The organism is Pelomonas margarita (assembly GCF_043555875.1).
Classification (GTDB): domain Bacteria; phylum Pseudomonadota; class Gammaproteobacteria; order Burkholderiales; family Burkholderiaceae_C; genus Pelomonas; species Pelomonas margarita.
This window is the reverse complement of record NZ_JBIGHW010000002.1, coordinates 411,418-436,574: the sequence shown is the minus strand read 5'-3', so window position 1 is coordinate 436,574 and position 25,157 is coordinate 411,418. Positions and strand designations below refer to the sequence as shown.

Annotated in this window: 19 protein-coding genes; 3 read left to right on the top strand and 16 right to left on the bottom strand. The window is 67.9% G+C overall.

Annotated features, from left to right (window positions below; translation table 11 throughout):
• The first annotated feature begins 85 nt into the window (after nt 1–85).
• A complete protein-coding gene (locus ACG0Z3_RS05565; RefSeq protein ID WP_394396078.1) occupies nt 86–556 on the top strand; it encodes an Lrp/AsnC ligand binding domain-containing protein in 471 nt (156 codons plus the stop codon).
• 31 nt (nt 557–587) lie between these two features.
• Nucleotides 588–1,178, top strand: coding sequence for a PAS domain-containing protein (locus ACG0Z3_RS05560; RefSeq protein WP_394396076.1), 591 nt, complete (start codon nt 588–590; stop codon nt 1,176–1,178).
• 7 nt (nt 1,179–1,185) lie between these two features.
• Here ACG0Z3_RS05560 and ACG0Z3_RS05555 read toward each other — a convergent pair whose 3' ends face one another.
• Entirely contained in the window at nt 1,186–1,881 is a 696-nt protein-coding gene (locus ACG0Z3_RS05555; RefSeq protein WP_394396075.1) for a dienelactone hydrolase family protein, read from the bottom strand.
• Between the two features lie 105 nt (nt 1,882–1,986).
• Between ACG0Z3_RS05555 and ribA the strand changes: the two genes are divergently transcribed.
• Nucleotides 1,987–2,604, top strand: a complete 618-nt coding sequence (gene ribA, locus ACG0Z3_RS05550) for a GTP cyclohydrolase II (RefSeq protein ID WP_394396255.1) — start codon at nt 1,987–1,989, stop codon at nt 2,602–2,604.
• A 32-nt stretch (nt 2,605–2,636) separates the two neighbouring features.
• Here ribA and ACG0Z3_RS05545 read toward each other — a convergent pair whose 3' ends face one another.
• The 15 genes from ACG0Z3_RS05545 to ACG0Z3_RS05475 all read right to left on the bottom strand — a co-directional run bounded on the left by ACG0Z3_RS05545 (nt 2,637) and on the right by ACG0Z3_RS05475 (nt 25,015).
• Nucleotides 2,637–2,939 (bottom strand): hypothetical protein, encoded by a 303-nt coding sequence (locus ACG0Z3_RS05545; RefSeq protein WP_394396074.1) that lies wholly within the window; start codon nt 2,937–2,939, stop codon nt 2,637–2,639.
• 1,132 nt (nt 2,940–4,071) lie between these two features.
• Nucleotides 4,072–5,037: a glycoside hydrolase family 43 protein gene (locus ACG0Z3_RS05540; RefSeq protein WP_394396073.1), complete on the bottom strand. Its 966-nt coding sequence runs from the start codon at nt 5,035–5,037 to the stop codon at nt 4,072–4,074.
• On the bottom strand, nt 5,037–5,993 hold the full coding sequence (yjfF, locus tag ACG0Z3_RS05535) for a galactofuranose ABC transporter, permease protein YjfF (RefSeq protein ID WP_394396072.1): 957 nt from the start codon (nt 5,991–5,993) through the stop codon (nt 5,037–5,039). The genes ACG0Z3_RS05540 and yjfF overlap by 1 nt, the downstream gene beginning before the upstream one ends.
• A 17-nt stretch (nt 5,994–6,010) precedes the next feature.
• Entirely contained in the window at nt 6,011–7,030 is a 1,020-nt protein-coding gene (locus tag ACG0Z3_RS05530) for an ABC transporter permease (RefSeq protein ID WP_394396069.1), read from the bottom strand.
• Nucleotides 7,027–8,568: a sugar ABC transporter ATP-binding protein gene (locus ACG0Z3_RS05525; RefSeq protein ID WP_394396067.1), complete on the bottom strand. Its 1,542-nt coding sequence runs from the start codon at nt 8,566–8,568 to the stop codon at nt 7,027–7,029. The genes ACG0Z3_RS05530 and ACG0Z3_RS05525 overlap by 4 nt, the downstream gene beginning before the upstream one ends.
• Nucleotides 8,569–8,768: 200 nt before the next feature.
• Complete coding sequence (locus ACG0Z3_RS05520; RefSeq protein WP_394396065.1) at nt 8,769–9,722, bottom strand: ABC transporter substrate-binding protein; 954 nt, start codon at nt 9,720–9,722, stop codon at nt 8,769–8,771.
• A gap of 86 nt (nt 9,723–9,808) precedes the next feature.
• Nucleotides 9,809–12,163 carry a beta-L-arabinofuranosidase domain-containing protein gene (locus tag ACG0Z3_RS05515; RefSeq protein WP_394396062.1) on the bottom strand — a complete coding sequence of 785 codons (2,355 nt, stop codon included), beginning with the start codon at nt 12,161–12,163 and terminating at the stop codon, nt 9,809–9,811.
• Between the two features lie 128 nt (nt 12,164–12,291).
• Nucleotides 12,292–13,818, bottom strand: coding sequence for a glycoside hydrolase family 43 protein (locus ACG0Z3_RS05510; protein WP_394396061.1), 1,527 nt, complete (start codon nt 13,816–13,818; stop codon nt 12,292–12,294).
• Nucleotides 13,819–14,020: 202 nt separating this feature from the next.
• Entirely contained in the window at nt 14,021–15,565 is a 1,545-nt protein-coding gene (locus tag ACG0Z3_RS05505; protein ID WP_394396059.1) for an alpha-N-arabinofuranosidase, read from the bottom strand.
• 154 nt (nt 15,566–15,719) lie between these two features.
• Nucleotides 15,720–17,306, bottom strand: a complete 1,587-nt coding sequence (locus tag ACG0Z3_RS05500; protein WP_394396057.1) for an aldehyde dehydrogenase (NADP(+)) — start codon at nt 17,304–17,306, stop codon at nt 15,720–15,722.
• Between the two features lie 165 nt (nt 17,307–17,471).
• Complete coding sequence (locus tag ACG0Z3_RS05495) at nt 17,472–19,226, bottom strand: IlvD/Edd family dehydratase (protein ID WP_394396056.1); 1,755 nt, start codon at nt 19,224–19,226, stop codon at nt 17,472–17,474.
• A gap of 120 nt (nt 19,227–19,346) precedes the next feature.
• Nucleotides 19,347–20,300, bottom strand: a complete 954-nt coding sequence (locus tag ACG0Z3_RS05490) for a glycoside hydrolase family 43 protein (RefSeq protein ID WP_394396054.1) — start codon at nt 20,298–20,300, stop codon at nt 19,347–19,349.
• Between the two features lie 77 nt (nt 20,301–20,377).
• Nucleotides 20,378–23,077, bottom strand: a complete 2,700-nt coding sequence (locus tag ACG0Z3_RS05485; RefSeq protein ID WP_394396052.1) for a TonB-dependent receptor — start codon at nt 23,075–23,077, stop codon at nt 20,378–20,380.
• Nucleotides 23,078–23,451: 374 nt separating this feature from the next.
• Nucleotides 23,452–23,685: a DUF2805 domain-containing protein gene (locus ACG0Z3_RS05480; RefSeq protein ID WP_394396049.1), complete on the bottom strand. Its 234-nt coding sequence runs from the start codon at nt 23,683–23,685 to the stop codon at nt 23,452–23,454.
• Between the two features lie 67 nt (nt 23,686–23,752).
• Nucleotides 23,753–25,015: an acyl-CoA dehydrogenase family protein gene (locus ACG0Z3_RS05475; RefSeq protein WP_394396046.1), complete on the bottom strand. Its 1,263-nt coding sequence runs from the start codon at nt 25,013–25,015 to the stop codon at nt 23,753–23,755.
• Between the last annotated feature and the right edge of the window lie 142 nt (nt 25,016–25,157).

Here is a 25,157-nt window from a genome sequence, read left to right as displayed (position 1 = left end):
CTGGCTCCTGGTGAGATCAGCAATGTATTCAGCGGGTTCTAGAATTAATCGCTGATGATCGAATGATTCGCTGAAGAAAATCCAGATGACGGACGAAACCCGACTCGACAAGATCGACGCACGCATCTTGCGCGTGCTGCAGGCCGATGGGCGCATCTCCAACCTGAAGCTGGCGGAAGAAGTGCACCTGTCGCCCACGGCCGTGCTGGAGCGCGTGAAGCGGCTGACCCGCGACGGCTACATCCTGGGCTACGAGGCGCGGCTGAACCCGGCCAAGCTGGGCGCGGCCATGTTGGTGTTCATCGAGGTGCACTTGGACCGCACGGTGCAGGACGTGATGGACACCTTCAAGGCGGCCGTGCAGGCGCGGCCCGAGATCCTGGAGTGCCACCTGGTGGCCGGCGGCTTCGACTACCTGCTCAAGACCCGCGTGCGCGACATGAGCGCCTACCGCGAGTTCATCGGCAGCGTGATCTGGACGCTTCCCGGCGTGCGCGAGACGCGCACCTATGCGGTCATGGAGGAGGTGAAGGCGACCAACGCCTTGCCGATCTGAACCGGGCGGCGGACGCCCCACAATCGACACCATGGACATGCGGCATCAACCGGCCTGGCTGCGCTGGCGGCGGGCCCTTGCAACTGGTGAGCTGGGCGTCTGGGACCTGCGGCTGGACCTGGAAACCGTCCACCACTCCCCGCACTGGAAGCTGCGGCTGGGCTTCCCCGAGCCCGAGCGCGCCGACAGCACGCATTTCTGGCGCTGCCGCGTCCACCCGTCGGACCTGAGCGCCATGATGGCGGGCATGCGCGAGCACATCGGCGGCGCCCAGCCCCGCTACGAGGCCAGCTTCCGGCTGCGCAGCAATGGCTCGGGCTACCGGCTGGTGCAGTCGCGCGGCCGCGTCATCGAGCGCAGCACCGAGGGCCGCGCCGTGCGCATGGTGGGCACGATGCTGGACCTCACCGACCGACCGCCCACACCGCAGGGCGGCTTGCCCGAGGGCCCGCGCGGCCCGATGGAGGTCGCCCCGCTCGTGCTGCCTTTTCACCGGCTGCTGACCGACGACGGCCCGGAGCCGATGCGGCTGGAACGCGACCGCGTGCTGGCGCTGGTGGACGATCTGCTGCACGACACGCTGGCCCAGCTCGCCGCGCTGCGCACGCGGCCGGCCGGCTGAGCCGCCGTCAGCCCAGTTGGCGGCCCAGGAAGCGCATCGTGCGGTCCCAGGCCAGCTGGGCCCAGGCAGCGTCGTACTGCGTCTGCGGCAGCCGGCCCGGGCCCTGGGCCGTCTCGTTGGCAAACGCATGGTGGGCCAGGTAGCGGTGGCCCTCGTAGGCCACACCGGCCTCGGCCAGCTTGGCCTCGAGCGCATCCACGCCGTCGATCTTGAAGAACTCGTCCTGCGTGGCCCAGTGCGCCTGCAGCGGGATGCGGATCTGGCTGGCGTCCACGAATTCCAGCGGCGGCATGCCGTACCAGACCACCGCCGCGTCCGCCTCGGGCACCAGCGTGGACGCCAGCACCGTCAGCGCGCCGCCCATGCAGTAGCCGGTGACGCCCACCTTGCCGCCGCCCAGGGCCAGTCCCTTCAGGTAGGCCACGGCGCCGCGCACGTCCTGCGCGGCGGCCTGGCCGAAGTCCAGGCCCGACATCAGGTGGTGCGCCTCCTCGGCCTCCACGGTGCTCTGGCCGCGGTACAGGTCGGGCACCAGCGCCGTGAAGCCGGCCCGGGCGAAGCGGTCAGCCACGCCACGGATCTGGTCGTTCAGGCCCCACCACTCCTGGATGACGACCACCGCGCCCACCGGCTGAGCGGCCTCGGCGAGGTAGCCAGAAACGGTGGCGCCATCGGGGCGCGGGAAGTGGACGGTCTTGGACATGGGCAGGGTCTCCTGGGTTGCGGCGTGGGTGGAAGGCGGGAGTCTGCCGCGTCCGGCACGGGTTTTCCCGCGCGCAGCGACAATGCCCCCTTGACGCGCCCCATCATGATGAACATCGAACGCATCGTCTCCACCCGCCTGCCCACGCCGTTTGGCGAGTTCGCCATCCACGGCTTCCGCGAAGGCGACGGCGGCCAGGAGCACGTGGTCCTGAGCATCGGCGACCTCGTCGGCCAGCCTGGCGACGAGCCGCCGCTGGTGCGCGTGCACTCCGAGTGCATGACGGGTGAGGTGTTCGGCTCGCTGCGCTGCGACTGCCGGCCGCAGCTGGAAAGCGCGATGAAGCGCATTGCCGCCGTGGGGCGTGGCGCCATCGTCTACATGCGCGGCCACGAGGGCCGGGGCATCGGCCTGGTGCAGAAGCTGCGCGCCTATGCCGAGCAGGACGCCGGGGCCGACACCATCGAGGCCAACGCCGCTCTAGGCCTTCCCATCGACGCGCGCCGCTACGACGCCGCCGCCTGCATGCTGCGCGCCCTGGGCGTGCAGCGCATCCGGCTGCTGACCAACAACCCGCTCAAGATGGCCGCGCTGGCCGAGTTCGGCATCGAAGTCGTGGAGCGCGAGGCCTCGCTCACGCGCCCAGGCCCCGAGAACGAGAAGTACCTGCGCACCAAGGCCGAGTCCATGGGGCACCACGACCTGGGGCATCTGTTCGAGTAGGACGCCACGCGCGGCGCGGCCGCCGGGCAGGCTCAGTCGTCGTCGACCATGCCGAACCGCGCCTGAAAGGCGTCCGCGAACTCGGCTGACGCGCTGAAAGTCAGCGTGACGGTGATCCACCCGCCGTCTTCGTGCTGCACCAGCAGTTCGTGGTCCCAGGCGTGGCCGTCCTCCACGGGCCCGTGCCGGCCGCCAAACTCGGCCTGCGCCCAGGCCAGCACGCTGTCGACCTCCGCCATGACCGCCGCATGGCCAGCCTCCCGCGTGGACGCCATCGCTTCCAGCGTGAGGATGTCGTCGGAGCTGTCGGTGAAGGCTAAGGTGAGGTGGCGCATGGAGTGAAGCGTAAGCGGGCGGGCGCCTTGGTTTTCAGCTTGGGTTGGATGCTTTTTCGGGGCGCACTGCTCATCGGGAGATTGCCGGGAGTCCCGCCCGGCGGCGGGGTAACTTTCTTCTGCGGGGCCAGAAGAAAGTCACCAAAGAAGAGGCCCTGAACCGCACACGAGCGTCACGGCGCCATGAGCGTCGCGCGAAAACACACGCTCGACGGACGCCCCGACGCGACCCGCTGCGCTCTCGCGGCTGTCCCTGTGACGAGCCCGCCTCATCGGCCCTTTAGGCCGCTTAACGCCGGCTGCACGCCGGGCTCATCAGGGATATGAAGTCAGCGTCGCTCGGGCGACGCGTGCGACGTGCGCAGGGCCATGTTTGCCGATTGCTAGGCGCGCAATGCCCGCTGGGGTTTGGCAAGCTCACGCCAGCCTACCGAACTGGTAGCCTGCCCACGGGCTCAACAACCTTGACTTCTCTCGGAAGGATGCGATGCGTTGTCTTGCACTGCTTGGTTTCGGTTCGGCAATCCTTGTAGCGGGCTGCGCGACAAAGCCCGCGCGGGCGCCGGTGCTGCCAGAGCCTCCCCAACAGCTTCAGAGTGCCGAGTGCGCCGCGTTGGGTCCATCTGACGAAGTCGTTCCAGCACCCAAGATCAACCCGCACCCCTATGGATGGGGGCTGACGCGCTACGACGTCGAGGGCGGTGTTGTTACCCGGGTGGAGATGGTGGCATCGAGCCCCCCGAAACTGTTTGATGCGGAGACCATCGCCGACGTAAAGAGGCACCGCTTTCCGTCCCTGGGCACAGCGCATGGTTGCCTATGGTTCACCAAATGGGGCTGATGCAGCTCGTAGGGTTGGGGTGAACGAAGTGAACCCCAACGTTCCCGAAGCGCAGACGCTGGGGTTCGCAATGCTCACCCCATTCGCCTACGCAAGCGTCGCGTCTGCCCGGAATGCCCTTGTGCGTTTTCGCGCGCCACTCATGGTGCCGTGACGCTCGTGTGCGGTTCAGGGCCTCTTCTTTGGTGACTTTCTTCTGGCCCCGCAGAAGAAAGTTACCCCGCCGCCGGGCGGGACTCCCGGCAATGCAACGGGCAAACGCCTGCTACCCGCAGACAACCCGACAACGCATCAGCGCTTGCAAGCCGCCGAAGGATTCGCCCTCGGCCCCGTCTTCGTCTGCGGAATGAATGGCATCGTCCCGTCCTCACGGTACTCGAACTCCTCGATCGCCACCGACCGCCGGTACTCTCCGCCGCCCGGCAGCTCGGCGTTGTGATACGCGATATAGCTCTTGCCGTTGAAGTCGAAGATGGCCTGGTGGATGGTGGGCGTCTTCAGGTTCTTGGCCATGATGACGCCGCGCGGCGTCCAGGGGCCCGTCGGTGACGGCCCGGTCAGGTAGGCCGTCTGCTCGGGAAAGAACTCCGAGTAGCTGAGGTAGTACATGGCCTTGCCGCCCACCTTGCGCTTGTGCAGATAGGGTGCCTCGACGAAGTCCTTCACCGGCAGCACCTGGATGGGCCCGTCCAGCTCGGTCATGTTGGCCTTGAGCTTGGCGTACTTCAGCACCGTGTTGCCCCAATACAGGTACGCCTGGCCGTCGTCGTCCAGGAACACGCCGGGGTCGATGTCGTCCCAGGCGATGTCGGTCTGGGTGGTCATATCGTTGGTGATGAGCGCCGAGCCGCGTGCGTCCTTGAACGGGCCGGTCGGTGAATCAGACACCGCCACGCCGACAGCAAAACCTGGCACCGTGGCGTGCTCCACCGTCGAGTAGAACCAGTACTTGCCGTCGCGCTTGACGATGTCGGACGCCCAGGCGCGGGCCTTGGCCCAGGCGAAGGTCTTCACGTTCAGCGGCACGCCATGGTCCTGCCAGGTCACCATGTCGCAGCTGGAGAACACGCGCCACTCGTGCATGACGAAGTCCTTGCCGCCGGGCTGGGCCTCGTCGCGGCCGGTGAACAGGTAGACGCGGCCGCCGTCCACCAGCACGGCCGGGTCGGCCGTGTAGAGAGGGGCAAACAACGGGTTGGTGGCGGCGTGCGCCGCGCCGCACGTCAGCGCAGCGGCCAGCAGGAGCTTCTTGAACATCAGTGTTGGGCTTTCTTCAAAGACAGCAGCCGTTGCACGGCGCAGAACACGAACAGCAGCACGCCGATGACGATCTTGGTCCACCAGGAGCTGAGCGTGCCGTCGAAGGCGATCAGCGTCTGGATCAGGCCCAGCACCAGCACGCCCGACAGCGCGCCGGCCACGTAGCCATAACCGCCGGTCAGCACGGTGCCCCCGATGACGACGGCGGCGATCGCGTCCAACTCCACGCCCTGGCCGTGCTGGCCGTAGCCGCTGAGCATGTAAAACGCAAACAGCAGGCCGGCCAGCGATGCGCAGAAGCCGCTGAGGCCGTACACGGCCACCTTGGTGCGGCCCACGGCCAGGCCCATCATCAGCGCCGAGGTCTCGTTGCCGCCCAGCGCGTAGACGGTGCGGCCGAAAGCGGTGCAATGCGCGATCCACAGCCCCGCGCCCAGCACCGCCAGTGCGATCACCGCGCCGGGCGACAGGAAGGCGTCGCCCAGCAGCGGGATCTGCGTCTGCGACAGACTCACGAACAGCGGCGCATCGATGGTGATGCTGTCCACGCTGATGAGGAAGCACAGCCCGCGCGCCAGAAACATGCCGGCCAGCGTGACGATGAAGGCCTGCAGCTTGAACACGTGGATGACCAGGCCTTGCAGGGCGCCGAACAGCGCACCGCCCAGCAGCACGACCGCGATGACCAGCGCCGGCGGCCACTGCGCAACCTGCAGCAGCCAGGCCGCGACCATGGTGGTCAGCGCCAGCACCGAGCCCACCGACAGGTCGATGCCGCCGGACAGGATGACGAAGCTCATGCCCACCGCGATGACGAGCAGGAAGGCGTTGTCGATGAGCAGGTTCAGCACCACCTGCATGGAGCCGAAGCCGGTGTAGCTGGTCGCACCGGCAACGAACAGCAGCAGCATCAGCACGACGCTGACCCAGGTGGTGAAGGAGGGAGCGGCCATCGCCGCACGCAAGGCCTTCACTTGGACCTCCGCGCGGACCAGATGGACGACTGCGAGATGCAGACGGCGAACACGACGACGGCCTTGACGACCATGGTCACCTGCGGCGGCACGCCCAGGGCGTAGATGGCGGACGTAAGCGTCTGGATGATGAGCGCGCCGATGAGGCTGCCAGCCAGGCTGAACTTGCCACCGTTCAACTGCCCGCCACCGAGCGTGACGGCGAGGATGGCATCCAGCTCCAGCAGCAGGCCGGCGTTGTTGGCGTCGGCGCTCTTGATGTTGGACGAGATCAGCAGGCCCGCAAGGCCCGCGCCCAGGCTGCAGTACACGTAGACGAAGAACACGATGGCAGCCGTGCGCACGCCGGCCAGCCGGGCGGCCACCGGGTTGATGCCAACCGTCTGGATGAACAGGCCCAACGCGGTGCGCTTCATCAGCAGCGCGGTGAGGCCCGCGACAAGGGCGACGACGTAGAAAGACACCGGCAGGCCCAGCACGTAGCCGGCGCCCAGCCAGAAGAAGCTGGCGGGCTCGTAGACGGTGAGGATCTGGCCGTCGGTCAGCAGCTGCGCGAGGCCCCGGCCGGCGACCATCAGGATCAGCGTCGCGATGATGGGCTGCAGGCCCAGACCGGCCACCAGCAGGCCGTTCCACAGGCCGCACAGCAGCGCGGCGCCCAGGGCCGCACCGAAGGCCACGGCCAGGCCGTGGCTGGCGGCCAGCACGCAGGCCACGGTGCCGGCAATGGCAACGATGGCGCCCACCGACACATCGATGCCGCGCGTGGCAATGACCAGCGTCATGCCCAGCGCGGCCAGCATCAGCGGCGCGGCGCGGTGCAGGATGTCGACGAGGTTGCCGTAGAGGCGGCCGTCCTTGATCTCCAGGTGCAGGAAGCCGGGCACGCTGATGGCGGCGATGGCCAGCAGCAGCGCGAGCGCGGCCAGCGGGCGGAACAGCGGGTGCTGCCAGGGCCGGCGGGCGGCTGCGGCGCTGGACGGGGTAGGGGTGAGGGTCACGGTCGGGGAACTCATGCGGTGGCGGCCTGGGACGCCGGTTCGGCGGCGATGACTTCGAGCACGCTGCGCTCGTCCAGCGCACCGCGCGGGTACTCGCCAGCGGCGCGGCGGTCGCGCATCACGAGCACGCGGTCACTGCAGTGCAGCACCTCGGGCAGTTCGGAGGAAATGAAGACGACGGCCATGCCGGCCTGGCCATCCTCGGCATGGGCCAGCGCGCGCACCAGGTCCATCAGGTCTTCCTTGGCGCGCACGTCGATGCCGCGCGTGGGTTCGTCCAGGATGAGCACGTCCGGCTGCGTGGCCAGCCAGCGCGCGAGCAGCGCCTTTTGCTGGTTGCCGCCGGAGAGCTGCCCGATCGGCGTGTCAGCGCTGGCAGTCTTGATGCCCAGCTTGCGGATGTAGTCGTCGGCCAGTGCCTGCTGCTGCTCATGGCTCATGCACAGGCGCAGGCCGGTGCGGGCCTGCAGCGCGAGCAGGATGTTGTCGCGCACCGACAGCTCCAGGATGGCGCCCTCGTGCTTGCGGTCCTCGGAGCAGAAGGCGATGCCGGCGGCGATGGCGTCGCGCGGCGACTGCCAGCGGCGCGCCCGGCCCTGCAGGGTGATGTGGCCGGCGTCGGCCGCATCGGCGCCGAACAGCAGCCGCGCGGCCTCGGTGCGGCCGGAGCCCAGCAGGCCCGCGAGGCCCAGCACCTCGCCTCGTCGCAGCGTCAGGTCCAACGGCTGCAGCGCGCCGCTGCGGGCCAGGCCCTCCACCGTCATGAGGGTGTCGCCGCAGGCACCGGCGCGGCTGTCCAGTCGCGTGGGCTGCTGGTCGGGCGGCGCGCCCACCATCTTGTTGACCAGCGCCAGGCGGCCCAGGTCGGCGGCCAGGTACTCGCCTTCGGTCTCGCCGTTGCGCATGACGGTGATGCGGTCGGAGATGGCGTAGGTCTGGTCCAGGAAGTGGGTGACGAACAGGATGGCCAGGCCCTGGTCGCGCAGGCGCTTCAGCACGGTGAACAGGCGCTGCACGGCGGCATCGTCGAGGCTGGACGTGGGCTCGTCCAGGATGAGCACGCGCGCCGAGATGCGCAGCGCGCGGGCGATAGCGACCATCTGCTGCACGGACAGCGAGTAGTGCGACAGCGGCAGCGTGACGTCGATGTCCAGGTCCATCTGCTTCAGCACGCGCTCGGCGTCAGCGTTGACGGCGGCCCAGTCGATGCGGCCCCATTTGCGGGGGAAGCGGCCCGCGCAGATGTTCTCCGCCACGCTGAGGTTGGGGCAGAGGTTGACCTCCTGGTAGACGGTGCGGATGCCGTGGGCCTGGGCGTCTTCGGTGCGCTTCGGTTGAATGGCCTGGCCGTCGAGCGTGATGGTGCCGGCGTCGGGCTGGTACAGGCCCGTGAGCACCTTGATCAGCGTGGACTTGCCGGCGCCGTTCTGGCCCATCAGCGCGTGGACCTCGCCGGGAAAGAGGCGCAGCGACACGTCGCTGAGCGCCTTGACGCCGGGGAAGCTCTTGTGGATGCCGGCGAGTTCCAGCACGGGTTTGGTGGTTGTTGTCATGTCTGCGCACCGCTTGGTTGGCGCCGAGAGTGGTGCGGGGAGTTCGTAGGGCGGGTCGAGACCCGCCATTCGGCCGTGTGGCGACGTTGCCGGCGGGTCGCGACCCGCCCTACAAAGAGGCTGTTTGGCTGTTTGGGGCGAACTCCCCGCTGGGCCTCACGCGACAAGCAGCTCCCACAACTACCGAGCTAACTCAAGAATCAATACTTCCGATTCGGCAACTCTTTCGCCGCCACCTCAGCCGGGAACACACCTTCGATGACGGTGATGCGCTTGTCCACCGGCTTCTTGGCCACCACATCCTTGGCCAGCTGCATCAGCTGCGGGCCCAGCAGCGGGTTGCATTCCACGGTCACGTTCAGCTTGCCCGCCTTCATCGCTTCAAACGCGCCGCGCACGCCGTCGATGGAGATGATGACGATGTCCTTGCCCGGCTTCAGGCCGGCTTCCTCGATGGCCTGGATGGCGCCGATGGCCATGTCGTCGTTGTGCGCGTAGAGCACGTCGATCTTCTTGTCGCGCTGCTTCAGGAAGGACTCCATCACCTCCTTGCCCTTGGCGCGCGTGAACTCGCCGGACTGCGATCGAATGATCTGCAGCTTGGGATTGGTCTTGAGGATTTCCTCGAAGCCCTTCTTGCGGTCGATGGCCGGGGCCGAACCCACGGTGCCCTGCAGTTCGACGATGTTCAGCGCCGCACCCGGTGTCTTGGCGGCACGCTCCAGCAGCCAGCGCGCGGCCTTGCGGCCTTCCTCGACGAAGTCGGAGCCGATGAAGGTGACGTACAGCGACGGGTCGCTGACCTTGACGGCACGGTCGGTCAGGATGACCGGGATGCCGGCCTTCTGCGCTTCCTTCAGCACCGTGTCCCAGCCGCTCTCCACCACCGGCGAGAAGGCGATCACGTCCACCTTCTGCGCGATGAAGCTGCGGATGGCCTTGACCTGGTTCTCCTGCTTCTGCTGCGCGTCGGCAAACTTCAGCGTGATGCCGGCTTCCTTGGCGGCCGACTTGATGGAGGCGGTGTTGGCGGTGCGCCATTCGCTCTCGGCGCCCACCTGGGAGAAGCCCATGGTCAACGGCGCGGCCAGCGCGGCGAAGGCGGGCAGGGACAACGCAGCTGCGATCAGCGCGCGGCGGGCAACGAGTTTCATGGGTTTGTCTCCGGGTTGTGGCGCGATGCTAGGAAGGGCGGCGATGCAGCGCAATGACATTTCCGCTCCTGGCGATATCCAATTCGTTATCGAAGCAGGCGCAAGCCGTACAAGCCGCCGGCGATGGAGCCGGGCTGGGCGACGAACTTGACCTCCAGCTTCCCGCCGGCAGCCTGCACCAGCGCGGCGGGCAGCGCGAAGTCGCGCGTGTAGATCTCATCGCGGCTGGCGTCCGAGGCGAGCTCGATGTCGGCCACGTGCTGGCCGTTGAGCTGCAGCGCGAAGCGCCGCCCGGCGTCACGCGTGGAGAAGCTCAGGCGCAGCACGCGGGCCTCGGTCTTGGGGTCGTTCAGCACATAGCTGAACCACTTCCTGGCATGGCGCCAGCGGCCGGCCGGGGCGATGCCGTTCTCGGCGCCCTCGCCCTTGAAGAAGTGGTCGGACTCGGGCTGCTGCTCGCCGGGGGCGACCTGGTCGATGGTCTGCGCATCCAGCGCCAGCCGGGCTTGCTCGGCCTGGGCGAGTTCGGCGCGCAGCAGGCTCTGCTGGGCCGGCGTGCTGCGGCCCCAATAGAGCATGTAGCGGGAATCGTGCAGGCGGAAGAAGGGGATGAGCTGCAGGCGGTCGGCGTCCGGGCGACCCTGGATGAGGCCGGGCGCGGTGAAGGTCAGCGGCTGGCCGGGCACAGGCCGGAAACGCCGCAGGAAGTCCTGCCGGTCACTGACAAACACCGGCGCGGCCTGCTGCGGGCAGACGGCGCCATGCGCGATGTGGCCCATGCGCGAGGCGTCGGCACGGAAGTTCAGCGTCTCGCCGGGCTGCGGCGTCTTGGCGGCCAGCACGATGGGGCCGTGCAGCACGGCGACGAAGTTCGTCAGCCCGGGCATGGGCTCCAGCGTCGTGCGCATGGGCAGCTCGACGTCGACGGTGTCACCGCGCTGCCAGGTGCGGTTGAACTCGACGAAGGTGCCCGGCCGAGCCGTCAGCTTCACCGGCTTGCCGTTGAGCTTGAGCTTCAGCGCGCCGGGTGCCACCCAGCCGGGGTAGCGCAGCTTCAGCACGAAGCGGCCCGTGCCGTCCACCGTCAGCCGCGTGCGTGACTCGTCCGGGAAGCGGGTAGCCTGGGTCAGCTGGATGCCACGCTCGCGCCAGTCCAGCGTGGACGCAACGAAGAGGTTGACGAACAGCGTGTCGCCATCGTGCGCGTAGATGAACTCGCCATGCCGCGCATGGCTCTCGATGCCGGAGCCCACGCAGCACCACATGCCCTCGTGCACCTGCGAGTAGACGCGGTAGTGCTGCGGCCGCATGGGGGTGAAGTAGACGAAGCCGCCCTGCGGGTGCTGGGACGCGAGGATGTGGTTGTAGAGCGTGCGCTCGTAGTAGTCGGCATAGCGGCCGATTTCGGGCGCAGCCTGGGCCAGCAGCGCCGTCAGCTTCAGCATGTTGTAGCTGTTGCAGGTCTCCGGACCTTCCACCTCGTTCAGCATGGGCTTGAAGTCGGTGTCGGGGTGGAAGTGCTCCTTGACGCTGTTGCCGCCGATGGCCACCGAGCGCTTGTCCACCACGGTGCGCCAGAAGAACTCGGCCGCCTGGCGGCCTTCGGGCTCCTCGGTGAGCTGCGCGATGCGCGCGAAGCCGATGACCTTGGGGATCTGCGTGTTGGCGTGCAGGCCGGTCAGCTTGTCCTGGCTACTGGCGAGCGGCTGCAACACGGCCTGGTGCGAGAAGCGCCGCGCCAGCGCCAGGTAGCGCAGGTCGCCGGTCATCTGCGCCACGTCAGCCAGCACCTCGTTCATGCCACCGTGCTCGGCCCGCAGCATGTCCTGCATCTGCGCGTCGGTCAGCGGCGTGGTCAGGCGCAGCGCCCAGTCGGACAGCTTGACCAGCATGGCCTTGGCGTCGGTATTGCCGGTGTGCACCCAGGCGTCGCGCAGGCCCGCGAACATCTTGTGGACGTTGTACCAGGGCACCCAGCGGCCGTTGACGGAGAAGCTGTCGACCTTGAGCTGGCCAGCGCCGACCTCGCCCCAGGCCTTGCCGCCGTCGGGAATGCCGCCGAGGTAGCCGGTGCCCAGCGCGTCCTGGCAGCGCTTGAGCTCGGCGATGACGTAGTCCAGCCGCTGACGGGCCTGCGCGTCGCCGGTGGAGGCCACCATCAGCGCCAGCGCCGACAGGTAGTGCCCGCCCATGTGGCCGTCCAGGCCCGTGGACTCCCAGTTGCCGTAGCTGGGCGACTTCGCCGGCAGGCCGGCCTCGCGCAGAAAGGGCGCGAGCAGCCGGTCGGCGTCCAGCGCCAGCAGGTACTGCAGGTTGGTGGCCTGGGCCTGCTGGAAGGGGCCGTCCTGCAGCCGCACGCGGTCCAGCGGGAAGAGCTGCGTCGCCGCGCCGGCGCCATGGGCGCACAGCACGAGGGCCAGCGAGGCGAGCAGCCGACCCATGAAGCTCGCGGGCCGAGCGCCGGGCCGCTCCCAAGCCGGCCCGCTCTGGCGATGTGCTTGCGGCTCAATGCCGCAAGCATCGCCGTCCCCTCGGGGGAGCGGCCAAGGTACCCCTTGGACGAGGGGCTTCACGTCCTGATCGCCCACAGCGACACCCCGCCCGCCGACAGCGCACTGAAGCTCACGACAAAGGCGCTGGCGTTGGTGTTCCACTGCCGGGACAGTACGCCCTTATAGGTCGTGCCGCCGCTCACCACGCTGAGTTTGTTGGCACCGTTGTGCGTCCAGGTGCCGGTCAGGCCGCCGCTCACGGTGCCGTCGGTGTTCAACGTCACGTTGATGGAGCCCTTGGCCGCGGCCGCGATGTCCTTGCCGTGGTTGACCAGCTTGTAGCTGCCGGCCGCCTGCGCGGCACTGACGTCAGCCGTCTGTGCGGGGCTGGCCAGGCTCAGCGGGGCATAACGCAGCGGTGCGATGACGGGCCAGCCGTCCTCGTTCAGGTGCATCTCGTGCACGCGGATCTCGTGCGCCTCGCCCGTGCCGGGGAAGCGCGTGTGGAAGATCATGAAGAGCTGGCCCGTGGCCGCATCCAGGTAGGCCGAGTTGTGGCCAGGCGAGATGTAGCCCAGTGCCGTGCCGGTCTCGCCGCTGGCATTGGCGAACTGGTGGGCACCCATCAGCTTCATGCCGTGCGGCGTGATGCTGGCGTCGTCGAAAAAGGTGCCGGCGGCGCCCTTCACGGTGGACATGTCCTTGCCGGCGCCGTCCACATAAGGGCCGTCTGGCGACAGCGAGCGTGCCACGCGCACGTTGTAGCCGCCGTCGGTGCCGGCGCCCAGCCCGCCGAAGGAGACGAACAGGTAGTAGTACTTCGTCGCCGGGCTGTACAGCACGTAGGCACCCTCGATGCGCGCATGGTTGCCGCCCATCAGGTGCTTGCCGTAGCCCTGGCCGGCCAGCGGCATGCCGGTCGTCGCGTTGAGCTGCAGGATGAAGATGCCGCCCGAGTACGAGCCGTAGATCATCCACAGCTTGCCCGTCGCGTCGGGGAAGACCGAGGGGTCGACGACGTTGGGGTGGATGTTGGCGTTGTAGGTGCTGCCGTCCTCGCTGGCGCCGGCCATGCCGGACTTCAGCAGCAGCTGCTTGTTGACATAGGGTCCGTCGACTTTGTCGGCCACGGCAATGCCAAGCGCCGACAGCGGCGAGTCGCCCTTGCAGGCGCAGTAATACATGTAGAACTTGCCGTCGGCCAGCTTGGTGACGTCGGGCGCCCACAGCGTGTCGGTCTTGGCCCAGGCCAGCGCCTCGGCCAGCTCGGTCGTCACCTTGTTGCCGAAGATGGGGTTGGCGTTGTTGACGCCGTCGCCGATCTTGGTCCAGTTCATCAGGTCCGTCGTCTTGGCGGCCGCGAGGTGGGAGCCGAAGACGTAGAACGTGCCGTCGGCCTTGATGACGGAGGGGTCATGCACCCCAGCGTTGCCGAATGTCAGCGCCGTCTGCGTCGGGTTGCTCGGCGTGGGCGTGACGACGGGGGGCGTCGCGACGGGCGGTGTGGTTGCGCTGCTGCCACCGCCACCGCCACCACCGCCACAGGCGGTCAGGGCGAGGGCGGCCGAGCCGGCGAGGAAGTCGCGGCGGTTGTGAAGGGCCATGTCAATGTCTCCGGGTCTGGTTGTTCTGGCGCGCGCAGCCTAGGGGCCAGCGCTGCGGCGCACCAATGACATTGCAGGCGCGGTCGATCCTGGTTTTGATATGCCCCGTGCGGGGCGCGCACGCAGCGCAAAGCCTGGGCCAACAACATGGCGGGCCCAGGCTTTTCGGGTCGGCAGGAGGTGCTTGCCGAGGGGCTGGCGATCAGCCCTCGACCGCCACCACGACGATGGACTTGGCCGGCAGCTTGATCGTCAGCTTGCCGTCCGTGGCCTTTGCCTCGAAGGGCTGCGGCACGACCTGCGCGGCCTTGCCCAGCTCGTTCTGCGCGTCCATGGCGCCTGCCGTCAACACCTGGCCCTTGACGGTCTTGGGCGCGGCCGCGCCGACCTGCAGGTCCAGCTCGGCCGCCTGCGTGGCGTTGGCGTTCACCAGGCCCACGTAGAGCTTGCCGTCCTTGGCGCGGCCGGCCGTCACGGACAGGCCCGGCATCTCGAACTTGTCGTGCTTGTAGACGGGGTTGTTCTCGACCTTGACGGGCAGCGAGGTGGCGTCCTGGAAGGGCGTGTAGAGCTTGAACGCGTGGTAGGTCGGCGTCAGCACCAGCTTGTCCTTGCTGGTCAGGATCATGGCCTGCAGCACATTGACCATCTGGGCCACGTTGCTCATCTTCACGCGCTCCGCATGGCTGTGGAACACGTTGAAGTGCAGCGCCGCCAGCAGCGCGTCACGCAGCGTGTTGCGCTGGACCAGGAAGCCGGGATTGCTGCCGGGCTCGGGGTCGTACCAGCTGCCCCACTCGTCGAAGTAGATGGCGAGCTTCTTGGCCGGGTCGTTCTTGTCGAGGATGACGCGGCTTTTGGCCAGCGTGTCGTCGATCTTCTTGACCTGCGAAAGCATGGAGATCCACTCAGCCTCGGGGAAGCCGGCGGCCGCGCCCTTGCCTTCCCACTTGCCGCTGGGGAAGGTGTAGGCGTGGTGGGCGATGGCGTCGAAGTTGTGCTTGACGTTCTTGCTCAGCACCTCGGTCCAGGTGGTGTCGACATCATTGCCGCCGCTGGCGATGAACAGCGGGCGGTTGTGGGCCGGCGTCTTCAGGAAGGTGGCCCAGTGGCGGTACAGGTCGGCGTAGTACTCGGGGCGCATGTTGCCGCCGCAGCCCCAGGTCTCGTTGCCCAGCGCGTAGTAGTGCACGCGGAAGGGCTTGTCGCGGCCGTTCTTGCGGCGCTGCTCGACGATGGTGGCATTGCCCTCGCCGGTCATGTACTCCAGCCACTCGGCCGCTTCCTGCGGCGTGCCGGTGCCCATGTTGGCGTTCACGTAGGCCTCGGCGCCCAGCTGCTCGACGAGGTCGAAGAACTCGTGCGTGCCGACGGCATTGTTCTCGGGCACGCCGCCCCAGTGGGTGTTGACCTTGACCGGGCGCTTGTTGCGCGGGCCGATGCCGTCACGCCAGTGGTACTCGTCGGCAAAGCAGCCGCCGGGCCAGCGCACCAGCGGCACCTTGAGGTCCTTCAGCGCGGCGACAACGTCCTTGCGCCAGCCGCGCACGTTGGGGATCTTGGACTCGGGGCCCACCCACATGCCTTCGTAGATGCCGGTGCCGAGGTGCTCGGCGAACTGGCCATAGATGTTGCGGTGGATGACCGGTCCCGGCTGGTCGGCGCTGACGACGACCTTGATATCGGCGGCCAGCGCACCTGCGCTCACCGCCAGCATGGCCGCGAGGGCCAGCAACTGCTTCTTCATGTCTTTGTCTCCTTGGTTGTCTAACGGGCCTCTTCGGGCCGAGTGCGGCGCCGCCCCAAGCAGGCCCGCCTTGGCGATGTGCGGGCCAGTCAATCCGGCCCGCATCGCCGTCCCCTCGGGGAACCTGCCAGGGCAAGGTCCTGGACGAGGGGTTTCAGTTCCGGGTCAGCGCGCCATCGCGGCGACGCCAGACGCCACGCTCGTTGGGCTCGCGCAGCACCGCCGGCAGCAGCGCGCGCGGCAGGTTCTGGTAGCTCACCGGGCGCAGGAAACGCTGGATGGCGGCCGTGCCGACGGAGCTGCTGCGGCCGTCGCTGGTGGCCGGGAAGGGGCCGCCGTGCACCATGGCCGTCGACACTTCGACGCCGGTCGGGAAGCCATTGGCCAGGATGCGGCCGACCTTGCGCTCCAGCGCGGGCAGCAGCGCGCGCGCGGCGGCGATGTCGGCCTCGTCGTCGTCCTGCAGTTGCAGCGTGGCGGTCAGCTGGCCTTCCAGGCCTTCGATGACGGCCAGCAGCTCGGCTTGATCCTCACAGGCCACCAGCAGCGACGTGGGGCCGAAGATCTCGGCGGACATCGCATGGTTGGCCAGGAAGGCCGCGCCGGTGGTCTTGAACAGGCTGGGCGCGCCCGTGCAGGCGGCGGATTCACCGCGCAGCAGCGCATCCACCTGCGGCTGGCCGGCCAGGGCGGCCTCGCCGCGCTGGTAGGCGCCAGCAATGCCGGGGGTCAGCATGGTGGCGGCGGGCACGGGCTTGAGCGCCTCGGCCGCAGCGACGGCGAAGCGGTCGAAGTCGGCCCCGGCGATGCCCAGCACCAGGCCGGGGTTGGTGCAGAACTGGCCCACGCCCATCGTCAACGAGCCGGCAAAGCCGGTGGCGATCTCGGCGCCGCGTTGGCGAAGCGCGCCGGGCAGCAGGATGGTGGGGTTGATGCTGCTCATCTCCGCATAGACGGGAATGGGCTGCGGGCGCGCGGCGGCCACGGCCATCAGCGCCAGCCCCCCGGCGCGCGAGCCGGTGAAGCCGACGGCCTGGATGGCCGGGTGCTGCACAAGTGCCGTGCCGATGTCATTGCCGTTGCCCGGCAGCAGCGCGAACACGCCGGCCGGCAGACCCGACAGCTTGACGGCCTCGGCCACTGCACGACCGACGAGTTCCGACGTTCCGGGGTGGGCCGGGTGGCCCTTGACGACGACGGGGCAGCCGGCGGCCAGCGCGGCGGCGGTGTCGCCACCGGCGACCGAGAAGGCCAGCGGGAAGTTGCTGGCGCCGAACACGGCCACAGGGCCCACGCCGATGAAGCGCAGGCGCAGGTCCGGCCGCGGCGGCGTACGCGTGGGCAGGGCGGTGTCGATGCGGGCGTCCTGCCAGCTGCCTTCACGCAGCAGCTCGGCAAACAGCTTGAGCTGGTTCATCGTGCGGCCGCGCTCGCCTTCCAGGCGGGCACGCGGCAGGCCGCTCTCGGCCATGGCACGGACGATGAGGTCGTCGCCCAGCGCGAGGATCTGCGCGGCGATGAGTTCCAGGAAGTCGGCGCGCTCGTGGTCGCTGGTGGCGCGGAAAGCGTCGAACGCCGCGTTGGCCAGTTCGCAGGCCTGGGCGACCTGGGCGACGTCCACTGAGTGGAAGTCCGGGCCCAGCGCTTCGTTCTTGCTCGGGTCAAACGCCTGGAAGGCTGCGCCGTGGCCGCGCACGGCCTCGCCGCCGATCAGGGCCAGGCCGTGGATCGTGTTGCTCATGGTTTGTTACCTCTTTGTGTTTGCGGGCCGAGCGCCGGGCCGCCCCAAGCCGGCCCGCGCTGGCGATGTGCTCGCGGCTCGATGCCGCGAGCATCGCCGTCCCCTCGGGGGACCGACCGGACTCGCTCGCTTTCAGCGACGCGAGGGCGGGCGAGGGGCCTCATGTCAGTGAGAGTGGCGCGGCACGGCAGAACCGCGGCAGCCACGCAGGAAGTCGAAGTCGCAGCCCTCATCGGCCTGCAGCACGTGGTTCACGTAGAGGTGGCGGTAGCCGGTCGCATCCGCCGGGTCCACGGTCTGCGCGGCGGCCCAGGCGTCCAGGCGTGTCTTCAGCTCCTCGTCGGAGATGTCCAGGTGCAGGCGGCCGGCGGCGCAGTCCAGCTCGATGAAGTCGCCTTCCTGCACGACCGCCAGCGGGCCGCCAGCACGCGCTTCAGGTGCCACGTGCAGCACGACAGTGCCGTAGGCCGTGCCGCTCATGCGCGCGTCAGAGATGCGCACCATGTCCTTCACGCCGGCGGCCAGCAGCTTCGGCGGCAGGCCCATGTTGCCGACCTCGGCCATGCCGGGGTAGCCCTTGGGACCGCAGTTCTTCATGACGAGGATGCAGCTGGCGTCGACGTCCAGGTCGGGGTCGACGATGCGGGCCTTGTAGTCTTCGAGGTTCTCGAACACGACGGCACGGCCGCGGTGCTTCATCAGCTCGGGCGTGGCGGCCGAGGGCTTGAGCACGGCGCCGCGCGGCGCGAGGTTGCCGCGCAGGATGCAGATGCCGCCGTCGGCGATCAGCGGCTTGTCCAGCGGGCGGATGACCTCGTCATCGTAGATCGGCGCGTCCAGGCAGTTGTCCCACAGACTCTTGCCGTTGACGGTAAGCGCGGTCGGGTTGGGCAGCAGGTTGGCTTCGCCCAGGCGGCGGATGACGCCCGGCAGGCCGCCGGCGTAATAGAACTCTTCCATCAGGAAGCGGCCCGAGGGCAGCAGGTCCACGACGGTAGGCGTGCCACGGCCGATGCGCGTCCAGTCTTCCAGCTCCAGGTCCACGCCGATGCGGCCGGCAATGGCCTTCAGGTGGATGACGGCGTTGGTGGAGCCGCCGATGGCTGCGTTGACGCGGATGGCGTTCTCGAACGCTTCCTTGGTCAGCACCTTGGACAGACGCAGGTCTTCCCACACCATGTCGACGATGCGCATGCCGGACAGGTGGGCCAGCACATAACGGCGCGCGTCGACGGCAGGGATGGCGGCGTTGTGCGGCAGCGACGTGCCCAGCGACTCGGCCATGCAGGCCATCGTCGACGCGGTGCCCATCGTGTTGCAGGTGCCAGCGGAGCGCGAGTGGCCGGCCTCGGCGGCCAGGAAGTCGTGCATCTTGATCTCGCCGGCCTTGACCTGCTCGTGCAGCTGCCACACGGCCGTGCCCGAGCCGATGTTCTTGCCGTTGAGCTTGCCGTTGAGCATTGGGCCACCGGTGACGACGATGGCCGGCACGTCAACGCTGGCCGCGCCCATCAGCAGCGCGGGCGTGGTCTTGTCGCAGCCCACCAGCAGCACGACGGCGTCGACCGGATTGCCGCGGATCGACTCTTCAACGTCCATGCTGGCGAGGTTGCGCGTCAGCATGGCGGTGGGGCGCAGGTTGCTCTCACCGCTGGAGAACACCGGGAATTCGACCGGCCAGCCGCCCGCTTCGATGATGCCCTTCTTCACATGCTCGGCGAGCTTGCGGAAGTGCGCATTGCAGGGCGTCAGCTCGCTCCAGGTGTTGCAGATGCCGATGATGGGCTTGCCCTGGAACTCATGGTCGGGGATGCCCTGGTTCTTCATCCAGGAGCGGTACATGAAGCCGTTCTTGTCCTGCGTGCCGAACCATTCGGCCGAACGCAGCTTGACCTTGCTCTTCTTGTCCTCAGTCGTCATGTCTTGTCTCGAGTGTTCGCGTTCTCGGGCACGCGCGGAAATGCGCTCTAAATTGATGCTAGGCGGCGTGGAAATTGCAATCCAATCAATTCGCCGCCCGTATCGATGCCAATTTGGATATCAGTCGCGGCGGGAAGGCCGGCCGAACAGCGGCATGCCGTCCTCGCTCCAGCGCAGCGGCTTGACGAAGGTGTGGCGATCGGGGTTCCACAGCGGGTCGCCCTCGATCTCGGTGTAGGTGCGGGCGTGGTAGACCAGCAGCACCTCGTCGGGGTTGTCGGTCTCGGTGAAGCTGTTGTGGCCCGGGCCGAAGACGCTGTCCTCGGCGGCACTGCGCATCACCGGTTCCGGCGACTTGTGCCAGCTGGCCGGGTTCAGCAGGTCGGCGTTCTCGTCGGCCCACAGCAGGCCCATCGCGTAGTTCTCGTCAGTCGCGCTGGCCGAGTAGCTGATGAACACCTTGCCATGGCGCTGCAGCACCGACGGGCCCTCGTTGACCAGGAAGCCGCAGCATTCCCAGTCGAACTCAGGCTTGCTGAGCATCACGGGCGCGCCGGCCAGCTGCCAGGGCGTCTTCATCGGCGCGATGTAGAGGTTGGAGTTGCCGGCGATGGCGCGGTCCTTCTGCGCCCACAGGTAGTACAGCTGGCCGCGGTGGGTGAAGGTGGTGGCGTCCAGGCAGAAGCTGTCGATGCCACTGTCCACCTGGCCCAGGAATTCCCACTCGCCGGTGAAGGGATCGGCCGCGACGTTGCGGATCGCGTACATGCGGTGCTGGAACATGCCCAGCGCGTCCAGCGCCCGCGTGTGCGCGGCCGCGAAGTAGACGTACCAGGCGCCCTGGTTGAAGTGCAGCTCCGGCGCCCAGATCAACTCGCTCCAAGGCCCGGTGTCCGGCTTGCGCCAGGCAATATAGGCAGGCGCGCTGGCCAGGCCGTCGATGCTGGCAGCCCGGCGCAGCTCGATGCGGTCGTACTGCGGCACCGAGGCGGTGAAGTAGTAGACGCCGTCGCCATGGCGGGAGATATGCGGGTCGGCGCGCTGCGGGATCAGCGGCTGGATCAGGTCGGACATGGGCGGCTGCCGAAGAAAAGAAAAAGGGCGTTGCCCGGGAGGCCCGTGCAACGCCCGAACGAGGAATCAATCCTGATTTAGAGCTTCCAGCGCACCGAGACACCGATGGTGCGGTCGTAGTAGCGCACGTCACGCACGATGGACGGGTTCTTGTCGAAATAGTCGTGATACGACTGGTTCAACAGGTTGGTCACATCCACCGACAGCGTCCACTGCTTGTTGAAGGTGTAGCCCAAGGAAGCGTCCAGCGTCTTCATCGGTGCCACCCACAGCTCGCGACCGGTGGAGCGGTAGGGCTTCTCGGCCAAGAACTTGGCGCGCCAGTTGTAGGCCAGGCGAGCGTAGAGGTTGTCGCGCTCGTACAGGCCGACCAGGTTGTAGGAGGACTTGGACTGGCCGAGGAAGGGACCTTCGACACCATTCGGATCGGTCTGCTTGCCGGTCATGAAGGTGTAGTTGGCTTCCAGCCCGAAACCGCTCATCCAGCCGGGCAGGAAGTCGTAGAACTGACGGTAGCTCAGCTCGTAGCCATGCAGCTTGGCGTCGCTGATGTTGATCGGCTGCGTAACGTTGAACTTCTCGTTCTTGCCGTACTGCGCATTCGGCCGCTCGATCGTGACCGTCTTGTCGAAGATGCGGTTCTTGAACTTGTGCTGGAAGCCCGTCGCGCTGACGAAGCCGGTGCGCGCGAAGTAGTACTCCAGCGACACGTCCACGTTGGCCGACTCGGTGGGCTTCAGGTCGGGGTTACCACCGCCGATGGTGCCGTTCTGGGTCTGGAGATACGTGCCGTTCTGCTGCAGCTGCCAGGTGCCACCGGTCGTCGTCGTGCCCGGGTTGTACTGGTTGAAAGCCGGGCGCTCGATGGTCTTGCCGGCCACCATGCGGGCGATCAGCTTGGACGTCAGCTCGGCCTTCAGCGACAGCGTGGGCAGCACGTCGGTGCGCGACGTGTCGAGGTTCACCGGCGTGATGACATTGGTGTTGGCGTTGCGCGAGTTGCCCATCAGCTCCTGGTCGGTCTGCACGACGCGCAGGCCGAACACGCCCGACACCGGCACGCGGCCGATGTCCATGCCGAACTTCAGGCGGCCATACAGCGCCTTGGTGGTCTCGGTGTCGTCGAACAGCGCCATCGGGTCGTATGGCGTCAGCGCGCCGTTGCCGCCGGTGATCAGCTTACGGAAGGCCTCGCCGTTGTTCAGCAGCCATTCGCGGTCGGCGTAGACGTACTGTTTGACGCCGAACTCGCCCCAGGTGGCCGGCGACACGGTGAACATGTCGGCATAGGCCGCCTGGTTGACCGTCTGGCCCGTGCCCGCGAAGGTGGACTGCCACGGCATCGTGGTCGCCTGCGACATCGCCTTGCGCTTGGCCAGACGGACACCGCCGCTGACTTCGCGGAAGAAGCCATCGCCGAGGTCGTAGGTCGCGTCGGCGCGCCAGTCGGTGTTCTTGCCTTCGCGCTCCTGGCGCACGTCGACGCCGCCGTTGATGCGGAAGTTGGCCTTGTTCGTCATGGCCAGGCCGGGATAGTCGATGTAGCCACCACCGTCCTGCACCTTGGCGGTGACATTGACCGGGTTGTAGCCGCTGTCCAGGATGCGGTTGACGTGGTCGATCTGGCTGTTGGTCACGGCCAGCTCAGTCGTCACCTTCAGTCGGTCAGTGACGTCCCAGATAGCGCCCAGCGCGGTCTGCGCATTGCTGACTGTGTCGCGCTTGGCCTGCGTAGACGTGAAGCCCCAGCCACCGACACTGGTGATGGTGTCGGCCAGGTCCGTGCCCGGCTTGGCCGTGATGACGGTGCCGGCGTTCGGGCGCCAGGTGCCGTTGTCGTTCCACATGCCGATGCCGCCCACGAGGAAGGACTGCTGGTAGCGGTGGTCGATGGAGGTCGCGAAGCCCTCCAGGTAGATTTCCTTGTCGGCACTGGGCTTCCACTGCAGCGCGAAGTTGCCGGCCAGGCGCTTGCGGTGGCCCAGGTCCAGCACGCGGCCCATGGCGTCGGATGCCAGGATGGGATTGGTGCGGCCAGGCACGACGATGGGCTGCGGGTCACCCACCCAGGCACGCTCGTCGTGGTATTTGGAGTTGTTGTAGGCAATGCCGAACAGCGCGCCAACCTCGCCAAAACCGGTCTTCCAGCGGTTGGATGCCATGCCGCTCAGGTCCGGGTTGTTCACGTCGGCCTTGTCGCGGTTCTCGATGCGACCGTTGATGTAGAGCTGGGCGTTTTTGAAGTCCAGCGGGCGGTGGGTGCGCACGTCGATGACGCCGGCCGTGCCGCCTTCCGGCAGGCTGGCTTCCTGGGTCTTGTAGACGTCAATGCGCTTGAGCATCGAGGCGGGCACGTCGGCCAGGAACAGGTTGCGACCAGCGTCAGTAAAAAACTCGCGGCCGTTCAGCAGTGTGGCCACGCCGCCCAGGCCGCGCACGATGACCGTGCCGGCCTCGCCGAGGCCTCGCTGCAGTTGCACGCCCGGCACGCGGCCCAGCAGTTCAGCAACGTTCTTGTCGGGGAACTTGCCGATGTCCTCCGCCACGATGGAATCAACCACCTGGTCGGAATTCTTCTTGATCGCCTGGGCCGTCTCGGCCGACGCGCGAGCGCCAGTAATGACCACTGTCTCCAGCTGCGTCTCTGTCTTGGCAGTGGCCTGCTGGGCCACGGCGATGGACGACAGCGCGGCCAGCGCGGCGGCGGCGGTCAGGCTCAGGGCAAAACGGGTGGTCGTGGCGGACGCGCGCGGCGTCGCCTGGGCGGGCTTGTTCATCTTGTCTCCGGGATCGTTATGGAAGGAGCGGCCAACCTCGGCAGCCGTCCGGCCCTCGCAGGGAGGCCGGTGAGGCTCGGGTATGGATTTCATGCTATGGATCCAAGCGATCTCGCACTAATCACATTTTTGGACTTCACGATGCTGATTTGCGCATCGCCGTTCCGGGTTAGCCCGTGGTTTTCCCAGGAAACATGGCCCTGATGGCGCCAGGGGCAGCCGCCCCCGCACGGCAACGAGCGGGTCGGGCTGTGGAGCTTGCGCAACAGTGTCCCGCACGTGTCAGTCGCAGCGCGCGCGCAGCCTGCCGCCCCCGAGCCGCGGCCATGGTGATCGATGGTGGGAGGAGGGGCCGCTGGCTCAGCGGCGAGGCTTCAGCGGCCGTGCGGCCAGGTGCCCTGCGTGGCCGGCCCCTTGGCGGCCTTGGTGCGCGACACCCACAGCTTGTACGCGGCCGGCGTCAGCTGGCGCTTGAGCAGCGCCACCAGCTCGCCGTGGCCGATGCCGTGCTCGACCAGCACGCGGCGGAACGGCGGCTTGTCGTCCCAGGCCGTGGCGATGACGCGCTGGATTTCTTCGGGGCTGAGTCGGGGGGCTTGCTTGGCCATGGGCGCATTGTCGCGGCAAGGGCGCCACAGCGCCCATGCCACGCCCACGCCATGCCCGCGTTGCGCGTCAGGCGCCGCGCGTGACCGGCATGCGGATGCTGTCGGTGGGCAGCTTCATGTGGCTGGCCAGCTCCAGCTTGGCCAGCGAGTTGCGGTGCACCTCGTCCGGGCCGTCGGCCAGGCGCAGCGTGCGCTGGTGCGCCCACATCGTGGCCAGCGGCGTGTCCTGGCTCACGCCCGCGCCACCGAACACCTGAATGGCCCAGTCGATGACCTGCAGCGCCATGTTGGGCGCCACGATCTTGATCATCGCGATCTCAGCCTTGGCAACCTTGTTGCCCACGGTGTCCATCATGTAGGCGGCCTTCAGCGTCAGCAGGCGGGCCTGCTCGATCATGCAGCGCGCCTCGGCGATGCGCTCCTGCGTGACGGTCTGCTGCGCCAGCGTCCTGCCAAAGGCCGTGCGTGCGATGGCGCGCTCGCACATGAGCTCCAGCGCCCGCTCGGCCGCGCCGATGGAGCGCATGCAGTGGTGGATGCGGCCCGGGCCCAGGCGGCCCTGCGCGATCTCGAAGCCACGGCCCTCGCCCAGCAGGATGTTGCTGGCGGGCACGCGCACGTTCTTCAGCTCGACTTCCATGTGGCCATGCGGCGCGTCGTCATAGCCGAACACCGACAGCGGCCGCACGACGGTGATGCCCGGCGAGTCCGCCGGCACCACGATCATGGACTGCTGCTCATGCTTGCCCGCCTCGGGGTTGGTCTTGCCCATGACGATGTAGACGGCGCAGCGCGGGTCGCCCGCGCCCGAGCTCCACCACTTGCGGCCGTTGATGACGTAGTCGTCCCCGTCACGCTCGATGCGGCATTCGATGTTGGTGGCGTCGCTGGACGCGACGGCTGGCTCCGTCATCAGGAAGGCCGAGCGGATCTCGCCCTTGAGCAGCGGCTCCAGCCAGCGGTCCTTCAGCGCCTCGGACGCGTAGCGCTCCAGCGTCTCCATGTTGCCGGTATCGGGCGCGGAGCAGTTGAAGACCTCGGGCGCCCAGAATACGCGGCCCATGATCTCGCACAGCGGCGCGTACTCGAGGTTGGACAGCCCCTCGGGCGCACGACTGCTTTTGGGCAGGAACAGGTTCCACAGCCCGGCCGCGCGGGCCTTGGGCTTGAGCTCCTCGATGACCCGGGTGGGCAACCACGGGTTGCCGGCGCGGCGGTTGGCCTCGACCTCCTCCAAGTAACGACGCTCGTTGGGCGTGATGTGTTCCTCGAAGAAGGCGAGCAGGCGTTCGCGCATCTGCGCGACCTTGGGGCTGTAGTCGAAGTTCATGGCGCGGCTCCTGTGGGTCGGGCGCCAGTGTGGCGCAGCGCCGCGCGCGCGCTTGTCACCGAGGCGGCAGGGCCTCGGCAACGCGCAGGTGCTTGCTCGCCTACCCAGCCCTCCAGCGCACTGCTACGCTGCAGCCACACAG

Excerpts from the sequence above, each read along its gene's own strand:
- ACG0Z3_RS05565 (WP_394396078.1), top strand. The coding sequence starts at position 86 with ATGACGGACGAAACCCGACTCGACAAGATCGACGCACGCATCTTGCGC.
- ACG0Z3_RS05560 (WP_394396076.1), top strand. The coding sequence starts at position 588 with ATGGACATGCGGCATCAACCGGCCTGGCTGCGCTGGCGGCGGGCCCTT.
- ACG0Z3_RS05555 (WP_394396075.1), bottom strand. The coding sequence starts at position 1,881 with ATGTCCAAGACCGTCCACTTCCCGCGCCCCGATGGCGCCACCGTTTCT.
- ribA (WP_394396255.1), top strand. The coding sequence starts at position 1,987 with ATGATGAACATCGAACGCATCGTCTCCACCCGCCTGCCCACGCCGTTT.
- ACG0Z3_RS05545 (WP_394396074.1), bottom strand. The coding sequence starts at position 2,939 with ATGCGCCACCTCACCTTAGCCTTCACCGACAGCTCCGACGACATCCTC.
- ACG0Z3_RS05540 (WP_394396073.1), bottom strand. The coding sequence starts at position 5,037 with ATGTTCAAGAAGCTCCTGCTGGCCGCTGCGCTGACGTGCGGCGCGGCG.
- yjfF (WP_394396072.1), bottom strand. The coding sequence starts at position 5,993 with ATGGCCGCTCCCTCCTTCACCACCTGGGTCAGCGTCGTGCTGATGCTG.
- ACG0Z3_RS05530 (WP_394396069.1), bottom strand. The coding sequence starts at position 7,030 with ATGAGTTCCCCGACCGTGACCCTCACCCCTACCCCGTCCAGCGCCGCA.
- ACG0Z3_RS05525 (WP_394396067.1), bottom strand. The coding sequence starts at position 8,568 with ATGACAACAACCACCAAACCCGTGCTGGAACTCGCCGGCATCCACAAG.
- ACG0Z3_RS05520 (WP_394396065.1), bottom strand. The coding sequence starts at position 9,722 with ATGAAACTCGTTGCCCGCCGCGCGCTGATCGCAGCTGCGTTGTCCCTG.
- ACG0Z3_RS05515 (WP_394396062.1), bottom strand. The coding sequence starts at position 12,163 with ATGGGTCGGCTGCTCGCCTCGCTGGCCCTCGTGCTGTGCGCCCATGGC.
- ACG0Z3_RS05510 (WP_394396061.1), bottom strand. The coding sequence starts at position 13,818 with ATGGCCCTTCACAACCGCCGCGACTTCCTCGCCGGCTCGGCCGCCCTC.
- ACG0Z3_RS05505 (WP_394396059.1), bottom strand. The coding sequence starts at position 15,565 with ATGAAGAAGCAGTTGCTGGCCCTCGCGGCCATGCTGGCGGTGAGCGCA.
- ACG0Z3_RS05500 (WP_394396057.1), bottom strand. The coding sequence starts at position 17,306 with ATGAGCAACACGATCCACGGCCTGGCCCTGATCGGCGGCGAGGCCGTG.
- ACG0Z3_RS05495 (WP_394396056.1), bottom strand. The coding sequence starts at position 19,226 with ATGACGACTGAGGACAAGAAGAGCAAGGTCAAGCTGCGTTCGGCCGAA.
- ACG0Z3_RS05490 (WP_394396054.1), bottom strand. The coding sequence starts at position 20,300 with ATGTCCGACCTGATCCAGCCGCTGATCCCGCAGCGCGCCGACCCGCAT.
- ACG0Z3_RS05485 (WP_394396052.1), bottom strand. The coding sequence starts at position 23,077 with ATGAACAAGCCCGCCCAGGCGACGCCGCGCGCGTCCGCCACGACCACC.
- ACG0Z3_RS05480 (WP_394396049.1), bottom strand. The coding sequence starts at position 23,685 with ATGGCCAAGCAAGCCCCCCGACTCAGCCCCGAAGAAATCCAGCGCGTC.
- ACG0Z3_RS05475 (WP_394396046.1), bottom strand. The coding sequence starts at position 25,015 with ATGAACTTCGACTACAGCCCCAAGGTCGCGCAGATGCGCGAACGCCTG.